Origin of the sequence: Escherichia sp. MR, from assembly GCF_005280595.1 — a bacterium.
In the GTDB taxonomy this organism is placed as follows: domain Bacteria; phylum Pseudomonadota; class Gammaproteobacteria; order Enterobacterales; family Enterobacteriaceae; genus Escherichia; species Escherichia ruysiae.
Genome location: NZ_SZVK01000086.1, coordinates 1 through 8,580 on the forward strand (window position 1 = coordinate 1; position 8,580 = coordinate 8,580).

At 51.7% G+C, this 8,580-nt stretch carries 7 protein-coding genes and 1 pseudogene; 3 read left to right on the top strand and 5 right to left on the bottom strand.

Going from position 1 to position 8,580, the window contains the following annotated elements; translation table 11 throughout:
- Together FC814_RS21480 and FC814_RS21485 are read left to right on the top strand one after the other, a co-directional pair.
- Window positions 1-114, top strand: a 114-nt coding sequence (locus tag FC814_RS21480) for an IS1 family transposase (RefSeq protein ID WP_000293929.1), incomplete at its 5' end; no start/stop codon positions are given.
- Between the two features lie 15 nt (window positions 115-129).
- Window positions 130-771 (top strand): annotated as a pseudogene (locus tag FC814_RS21485) (Fic family protein); the annotation flags it as partial.
- 42 nt (window positions 772-813) lie between these two features.
- On the opposite strand, the gene yjiA reads toward FC814_RS21485, so the two are convergent.
- The 3 genes from yjiA to btsT all read right to left on the bottom strand — a co-directional run bounded on the left by yjiA (window position 814) and on the right by btsT (window position 4,398).
- A complete protein-coding gene (gene yjiA / locus FC814_RS21490) occupies window positions 814-1,770 on the bottom strand; it encodes a GTPase (protein WP_001297640.1) in 957 nt (318 codons plus the stop codon).
- A gap of 10 nt (window positions 1,771-1,780) precedes the next feature.
- Window positions 1,781-1,984: a YbdD/YjiX family protein gene (locus FC814_RS21495; protein WP_000467859.1), complete on the bottom strand. Its 204-nt coding sequence runs from the start codon at window positions 1,982-1,984 to the stop codon at window positions 1,781-1,783.
- Between the two features lie 263 nt (window positions 1,985-2,247).
- On the bottom strand, window positions 2,248-4,398 hold the full coding sequence (btsT, locus tag FC814_RS21500) for a pyruvate/proton symporter BtsT (protein ID WP_105279358.1): 2,151 nt from the start codon (window positions 4,396-4,398) through the stop codon (window positions 2,248-2,250).
- A gap of 544 nt (window positions 4,399-4,942) precedes the next feature.
- On the opposite strand from btsT, the gene tsr reads away from it, so the two are divergent.
- Window positions 4,943-6,604, top strand: coding sequence for a methyl-accepting chemotaxis protein (tsr, locus tag FC814_RS21505; RefSeq protein ID WP_000919636.1), 1,662 nt, complete (start codon window positions 4,943-4,945; stop codon window positions 6,602-6,604).
- A 49-nt stretch (window positions 6,605-6,653) separates the two neighbouring features.
- Here the strand turns inward: tsr and FC814_RS21510 are convergent, their stop codons facing one another.
- A complete protein-coding gene (locus tag FC814_RS21510; RefSeq protein ID WP_085460289.1) occupies window positions 6,654-8,015 on the bottom strand; it encodes an MFS transporter in 1,362 nt (453 codons plus the stop codon).
- A 217-nt stretch (window positions 8,016-8,232) separates the two neighbouring features.
- Window positions 8,233-8,580 (bottom strand): FCD domain-containing protein (locus FC814_RS21515; protein WP_301546386.1); only part of this gene is annotated, 348 nt, incomplete at its 5' end.

Sequence of the window (8,580 nt, forward strand, 5' to 3'; positions counted from 1 at the left end):
AATCTGAGGCAGCACCTGGCACGGCTGGGACGGAAGTCGCTGTCGTTCTCAAAATCGGTGGAGCTGCATGACAAAGTTATCGGGCATTATCTGAACATAAAACACTATCAATAAGTTGGAGTCATTACCACGCATATGGCGGGTTTTGTCTGGGATGCCGCGCAACTGGAAAATAACCCTTATACCTTTGTTGAAGTGAAAACGCTGCTCGATGGCGTCACCGTTGGCGGGCACAAAGTCAGTGATACTGAGCAGGTGCTAAACCTGGCGGACAGCGCGAAAAAGTTGATCGAGCTGGTGCAGTCAGGCCGTTTTGATCTCGATAAAAAAACGTTCACGTTATTGCACGGCATTATTGCCCGCAACGAGGCGCTGGAGTGGGGCATTTTTCGCGGCGAAGGTGAAGAGTTACATTACAATGCGCGCGTTCATCTTGGGGAGTTGGGCACCCATTTTCCTCCTGCTACCGAAGCGGGCGCACCAGAGCTGAACCGCATTTTTGCTGAGGGTGTCGCGCATATTAAAATGCTTCCCCCGTTTGAAGGCGCGCTGGCGATGTTCCTTTTCGGTGCCTACTATCAGTTTTTCTTCGACGGTAACAAGCGCACCAGCCGCCATATGATGAATGGCTGGTTAATGATGCACGGCTATAATCCAATCAGTATCCCAGCAGCGAAAGCACTGGAATTTAACAGCAAAATGGTACGCTTTTATCACAGCAAAGACGCGACGGAGATGATGGCGTTTTTGGTGGAGTGCTATCAGCTCTGAGTAGACGCCGGATGCGGCTGCGCCTTATCCGGCCCATAAACCCTACTTCCTCAACCCCGCAAACGCCGCCCTTATCTCTTCCTCTGGCAGCTGAATCCCGATAAACACCATCGTGCTATGCGGTTTTTCATCGCCCCACGGGCGATCCCAGTCGGCGCTGTAGAGGCGCTGGACGCCCTGGAACAGCAGGCGGTTAGGTTCGCCGTCAATCCATAGCATCCCTTTGTAACGCAGTAGTTTATCCGCCGACTCCAGCAGCAGGTTTTCCATAACGCGGGAAACTTCGCTGATATCTACCGGGTAGTCCAGTTCCACCACAATCGACGAAATATCGTTTTGTTTATCCGCGATAAAGTGGAAACGTGGCTTGGTGCTGACGACGTTCTCTTCCAGCATAAAACCGTTGGTGTTGAACAGCAGGCCCAGGTCGATGTCGCCGTGGGTGACGGTGTAGACCGGTGCGCGGGCGTTGATGCGCGCCAGACGTTCACGCAGTTTTTCTGCTTCGCCAGCGACGTCGGTTTTGGTCAGCAGAATACGGTCAGCGTAGCCAACCTGTGACTGGGCGATGGTGAACTGGTTCATCTGCTCATCGGCATGTACCGCATCCACCAGCGCAATCACGCCGTCCAGCAGGTAACGCTGGCATAAAATCTCATGGGAGAAAAAGGTCTGAATAATCGGGCCGGGATCGGCCATGCCGGTGCATTCAATCACCAGACGGTCGAACTGAATATTGCCCTTGTCGAGATTATCCAGCAGGTCGAGTAGCGCGTCTTCCAGCTCGTTGGAGCGCGAACAGCAGATGCAGCCGTTGGTCAGCGTTTTGATCTGCGTGGCGCGGTCGCCAATTAATTGATCGTCAACGGAGACTTCGCCGAATTCGTTTTCAATCACGGCAATCTTGTAGCCGTGTTGTTCGTTAAGAATATGGCGCAGCAGGGTGGTTTTGCCCGCGCCTAAAAAACCGGTGAGTAGGGTAACTGCAATCGGGTTCATGCTCTCTCCATTAACAACAGCGCATACCGCCTTTACCATCGCCGCCGTAGCGTGCGTTCTGGCGTTCGCGGAAGAATTCTTCATAGCTCATGTACGGCTTGTCGGGATGGTTGGTCTTCATATGCTCGACGTAGTTGTCGTAGTCTGGAATGCCAATCAACATCTTCGCCGCCTGGCCGAGATATTTTTTTGCCTGTCCTAAGTTACCAAACATAGTTCACTCTGATAAGAACAAAGCCCCGCCGAAGCGGGGCTGAGATTGCTGACAAACTCGCTTACAGGTCAATACGGTCACTGTTTGCTCCCTTTCCCTGGAAGGCGAGAGGGCCAGGGTAGAGTCTTTATATACACCGACGCTGGCCTGTTCCCCTCATTCCCCTCACCCTAACCCTCTCCCCGAAGGGGCGAGGGGACAATCCGTGCGCTTGCCTGGCTTTGTCATCAGCCTGAGCCCCGCCGAAGCGGGGCTAAACACGGTTAGTGGTGCGAAGAGATCTTCACGCCGCCTTCCGGGATTGGAACGTACGGCGTTTCTTTGTCAGTACGTTTGTCGCTGTTACGCACCTTCAGCCAGGTTTTGAAACCGTAGAAGATGATGCTGTACACCACAATCAGGAACAGAATACTCAGACCCGCGTTGGTGTAGTTGTTCACAACGATGTGGTTCATGTTGGCAATCTGCTGCGCCGTCAGGTCAGTACCGTTAGCAATCTTCTCTTTGTACTGGCTTGCCATGTAGAAGAAGCCTTCCATCTGCGGGTTGGTGCTGAACAGTTTCAGGCCCAGCGCCCAGGTGGTGCAGATAAGCAGCCATACCGCCGGAACAACAGTTACCCAGATGTATTGGGTGCGCTTCATCTTAATCAGCACAACGGTGCCCAGTACCAGCGCCACGGCTGCCAGCATCTGGTTGGAGATACCGAACAGCGGCCACAGGCTCTTAACGCCGCCCAGCGGATCGACCACGCCCTGATACAGCAGGTAGCCCCACAGACCCACACAGCCCGCTGTACCGATGATACCGGCAACCAGAGAGTCGGTTTTTTTCAGGAACGGGATGAAGTTACCCATCAGGTCTTGCAGCATAAAGCGGCCAGAACGCGTACCGGCATCCAGCGCGGTCAGGATGAACAGTGCTTCGAACAGAATACCGAAGTGATACCAGAAGCCCATGTCAGCCATCGGCAGCACTTTGTGGAACACGTGAGCGATACCTACCGCCAGCGTCGGCGCACCACCTGCACGGTTCAGGACAGAAGGTTCACCAATGTCTTTCGCGGTTTGCAGGATCTGCTCTGGCGAAATCACGAAGCCCCAGGAGCTGACGGTTGCTGCCGCGTGTGCGGTAACGTCTTTCAGCTGCGCCATGATGATCGGCGCGTTCTCGCCCCCCATTTCATGCAGGTTAGGCATGGTGATGCCGAGACCCGCAGGCGGGGTATTCATCGCGAAGTAAAGACCCGGTTCGATGATGGACGCAGCAACCAGCGCCATAATCGCCACGAAGGACTCCATCAGCATTGCGCCGTAGCCAATGAAACGCGCGTCGGTTTCGTTAGCCAGCAGTTTCGGCGTCGTACCGGAAGAGATCAGCGCGTGGAAGCCAGATACCGCACCACAGGCGATGGTGATGAACAGGAACGGGAACAGAGCGCCTTTCCACAGCGGGCCAGTACCATCAATGTACTGAGTCATCGCAGGCATTTTCAGTTCCGGGTTCAGCACCACGATACCCAGCGCCAGGCCGACGATAACGCCGATTTTCAGGAAGGTTGCCAGATAGTCGCGCGGTGCGAGGATCAGCCACACCGGCAGCAGTGCGGAAACAAACGCATAGCCAATCAGCGCGAAGGTAATGGTGGTGTCTTTAAAGGTCAGTGCCGGACCCCAGTACGGATCGTGAGCAATCACGCCACCGAAGTAGATAGAGGCAACCAGCAGCACGATACCAATGACAGAGACTTCACCCACACGCCCCGGACGGATAAAGCGCATGTAGATACCCATAAACAGCGCAATCGGTACGGTTGAGCAAACGGTGAAGACACCCCACGGACTTTCGGCCAGGGCTTTAACCACAATCAGCGCCAGGACGGCAAGGATGATGATCATGATTAAGAAACAGCCAAACAGCGCGATAGTCCCCGGTACTGGCCCCATCTCTTCTTTAATCATCTCACCGAGAGATGCGCCGTTACGGCGAGAGGAGATAAACAGCACCATAAAGTCCTGAACCGCACCGGCCAGCACCACCCCCGCCAGCAGCCACAGCGTACCTGGCAGGTAGCCCATCTGCGCGGCGAGAACCGGACCAACCAGCGGACCGGCACCGGCGATAGCGGCGAAGTGGTGACCAAACAACACGTAACGGTTGGTCGGAACGTAGTTCAGACCGTCGTTGTTAATAACCGCAGGCGTCGCGCGCGTGGGGTCGAGTTTCATCACTTTCTGGGCGATGTATAGGCTGTAGTAGCGATAAGCCACCAGATACACCGACACAGAGGCGACCACGATCCATAGGGCGCTGACGTGCTCCCCCCGACGTAATGCAACTACCGCGAGGCAGAATGCACCGATGATTCCAAGAATCACCCAGGGTATGTGCTTGAATATCTTTTTAGTATCCATAGTAAAACCTGGCATGTATTGATTAATAGTTGGCCGAAGCCGTTCTAGGTTTGCGTTGCGTTTGAGGAGGTAAATTGACCGCTATCCTGCAGTGATGTTGCCAGAGTTACGCGCGCGTAAAGTAAGGTAAATAACTGAGTGGTTAAATTAGGGACGTAAGCGGTCAGTTTTGCGGTTGAGCGGTATTGAGCAAGGTTTATGAAGGCTATTTATGTGATATTGATCACAACCGAAGCGATTTTTAGCCCTCAGTTGTGTTACTCATATAAAAATTATATTCATGCTATATATATTAAAACCCCATTTCCTCACTGATAATATTATTTTGGCCAATAATATTAATCTATTGGCAAATATCTTCACGTTCAAAATAGATACAGCTAATGTGAAAAATAAGAAAGAAAAATATATCAATACGTGGTTATTGTATTTTTGAACAAAAATAAAAAGTGAGGTAAATTTAATCAATTTCAGGTCGCTACCTATAAAGTTTTCTCATTCCAGGCCGAAAATTCTGCTATCGGTCAACAGGAAAAGAGAAACCATGTTAAAACGTATCAGGATCGTGACCAGCTTACTGCTGGTTTTGGCCGTTTTCGGCCTTTTGCAACTGACATCAGGCAGCCTGTTCTTTAACGCTTTAAAAAAGGACAAAGAAAATCTCTCCGTCTTACAAACCATTCGCCAGCAGCAATCTACGCTAAATGGCAGTTGGGTTGCGTTGTTGCAGACGCGTAACACCCTCAACCGTGCGGGTATCCGCTACATGATGGATCAGAACAATATTGGCAGCGGTTCAACCGTCGCCGAGCTGATGCAGAGTGCCACTATTTCGTTGAAACACGCGGAAAAAGACTGGGCAGATTACGAAGCACTACCGCGTAACTTGCATCAGAGCACAGCGGCTGCTACGGAGATCAAACGTAATTACGATATCTATCACAATGCACTGGCGGAGCTGATCCAGTTGTTAGGGGCGGGCAAAATCAACGAGTTTTTTGACCAACCTACTCAGGGATATCAGGACGGTTTCGAGAAGCAGTATATGGCGTACATGCAGCAAAACGATCGTCTCTATGACATCGCCGTCGCTGATAATAATGCTGCCTTTAACCAGGCAATGTGGGTGCTGGCGGGTGTGCTGATCGTCGTACTGGCGGTCATCTTCGTCGTCTGGTTTGGTATTAAAACATCGCTGGTAGCGCCGATGAATCGCCTGATCGACAACATTCGTCATATTGCTGGCGGCGATCTGGTGAAACCGATCGAGGTAGATGGCTCCAATGAAGTGGGGCAACTGGCAGAGAGTTTGCGCCATATGCAAAGTGAACTGGTACGTACCGTGGGTGATGTGCGTAATGGTGCAAATGCCATCTATAGTGGAGCCAGCGAAATCGCTACCGGTAATAACGATCTCTCTTCACGCACTGAGCAGCAAGCCGCTTCGTTAGAAGAGACGGCAGCCAGCATGGAGCAATTGACTGCGACAGTGAAACAGAATGCCGAGAACGCGCGACAGGCAAGCCATCTGGCGTTAAGTGCTTCCGAAACGGCACAACGTGGCGGTAATGTGGTCGATAGCGTGGTACAAACTATGCGCGATATCTCTACCAGTTCGCAGAAAATCGCCGATATTATCAGCGTTATCGACGGTATTGCTTTCCAGACTAATATTCTGGCCTTGAATGCGGCGGTCGAAGCAGCGCGTGCGGGTGAACAAGGGCGTGGTTTTGCGGTGGTCGCGGGAGAAGTGCGTAATCTGGCTCAGCGTAGCGCCCAGGCGGCGCGTGAAATTAAAAGTCTGATTGAAGATTCGGTTGGCAAAGTGGATGTCGGATCGACACTCGTCGAAAGCGCCGGGGAAACTATGGCGGAGATTGTCAGCGCCGTGACCCGCGTGACCGATATCATGGGCGAAATTGCCTCCGCTTCTGATGAGCAGAGTCGCGGTATCGATCAGGTTGGTTTAGCGGTTGTTGAGATGGACCGGGTAACGCAACAGAACGCTGCGCTGGTGGAAGAGTCAGCCGCTGCTGCTGCCGCGCTGGAAGAGCAGGCCAGCCGCCTGACTGAAGCTGTGGCTGTATTTCGTATTCAGCAAGAGCAACAGCGTCAGCGCGAAGCGTTGGCGGTAAAAACGGTGACGCCGGTTGTGCCACGTAAAGCGGTAGTGGCTGATGGCGGGGATAACTGGGAAACGTTTTAATTGCCACAAAAAATGCCCGATAAGCGATGACTTATCGGGCAAGGGGAGATTACTCTTTATGCGGATCGCTAATGGGTTGATGTACCATGAAGATGTACGCCAGCGCGCCTGCTGCGGTGACGCAACCGCAGATGAGCAGCGCCAGACGGAATGAGTGAGTGGTATCGACAATAAAACCGGTAATAATCGGTGCTAATGAGGCACACATGAAGCTGGCAAAGTTCTGGATACTGCCCACTGACGCAGCCATGCGAGAAGCGACCGCTACGTGAACCAGCCCCCAGCAGGAGGTTCCAGCAAAGTGAAGGCAGAACAGCGCCATGCCAATCAGCAGAACCGCACTCATGGGGGTTGTCGCTTGTGGTACTACCAGAGTAAAGGCGGCTGAAATGAACATCCCGGTAACAATACAGAGCTTACGGTTCTTAATCGGCTTCATCCCGCCTTTGACCAGCCAGTCGGTCACATATCCGTTGAGTAGCATCCCGATCCCACCAAACAGGAAAGGTATTGCTGCCATCAAGCCCGTGCTTTTTAAATCCAGGTGATAGACTGTTTGCAGGTAACCTGGCAACCAGGCAATGTACAACCACCCCGCATAGTTCATACCACTGAAACCGAGCATCATTCCCCACATTGTGCGGTTACGAAACAGGCTGCGCCATTCGGCAAAAGTGAGTGGGTCGCGGCGGGTATTGACGCTACCGGCGTTGAGATAGGTTTGTTCAGCGGCGGTCAGCACCACCTGCTCGCGGTTGCGATAGAACATAAACCAGGCGATGGCGAGAAAAATGCCCAGTAAGCCGATGGTTATAAACATCCCACGCCAGCCGATGGCCAGCATTATCGCCGCCAGAATCGGCGGGCTTATGGCAATACCAATGACGGAGGCCGCGTTGAAAAAGCCCATCGGGCGTCCACGTTCTTTGATGTTGTACCAGTCGTTAATCACTTTAACACCGCACGGGTTCATGGGAGCCTCACCGATCCCCATACCTATGCGCATCAGCACGAACTGCGCCAGGCTGTGCACCATGCCAGACATTGCCTGAAACAGCGACCAGACGATCATCCCTAGCCCCAGCATCAGGCGTGGGCCTTTGCGGTCCAGCAGTATGCCTGCGGGCAATTGCGCAATCCCGTAAGAGAGCGAGAACACGGAGAGTAAAGCGCCCATCTCGGTGGCGTTTAACCCCAGCTCTCCACGAATAGTTACATTTGCTACCGACAGCGAACTGCGATCGAGAAAATTTATTACCGCAGCAATAAATAATAACAACATGGCGGTGGTTTGAATGTGTTTAATTCGGGGACTACGTTGAATTAATCCATTTGGTGGCACGGGGATATCTACCGACGACGATGAGCGAAAGGACGAATGCGGATCGAGGGTAATATTTTCTTTTTCCACGCCGAACTCCTGTATTTATAATATTTTAATTATTGCGTAATTATGTATTGCGCAGGGTTAATATTAATGGCAGATGAAATTTTTAGGATTTCACTACCGCTCACAAAAAAACATTTATAGTCGACTGGTTGCGAGCATAGGTAAGCCGGAAATTTCGGGCGTTTATATTTTGATAAAACCGTGCACAATCTAATAGTTTGCTGTTTTTAATCTGTATTTAATAAACGTACCGCTTGTTCTTCTTGATGGAACGAATCATCGCTTGTTTAGCTGAATTCAAATGGTTACGTAGTGCAAGCGTTGCATCCACATAGCTGCGGCAAACCAAAGCACTGAGAATAGTCATATGCTCATCTATGGCAATAATATTGCGCTGCCTGCGATCGTTTTCGTCCCATTGATAGTGGAAGTGGAAGATGACGGAGATAATATCAATGGATTGATTGAAAAAGATATTGTCAGTGGCTGAAAGCAATAAGGCATGGAACTCTCGGTGATGCTGCCAACTTACTGATTTAGTGTATGATGGTGTTTTTGAGGTGCTCCAGTGGCTTCTGTTTCTATC

Excerpts from the sequence above, each read along its gene's own strand:
- yjiA (WP_001297640.1), bottom strand. The coding sequence starts at position 1,770 with ATGAACCCGATTGCAGTTACCCTACTCACCGGTTTTTTAGGCGCGGGC.
- btsT (WP_105279358.1), bottom strand. The coding sequence starts at position 4,398 with ATGGATACTAAAAAGATATTCAAGCACATACCCTGGGTGATTCTTGGA.
- FC814_RS21495 (WP_000467859.1), bottom strand. The coding sequence starts at position 1,984 with ATGTTTGGTAACTTAGGACAGGCAAAAAAATATCTCGGCCAGGCGGCG.
- tsr (WP_000919636.1), top strand. The coding sequence starts at position 4,943 with ATGTTAAAACGTATCAGGATCGTGACCAGCTTACTGCTGGTTTTGGCC.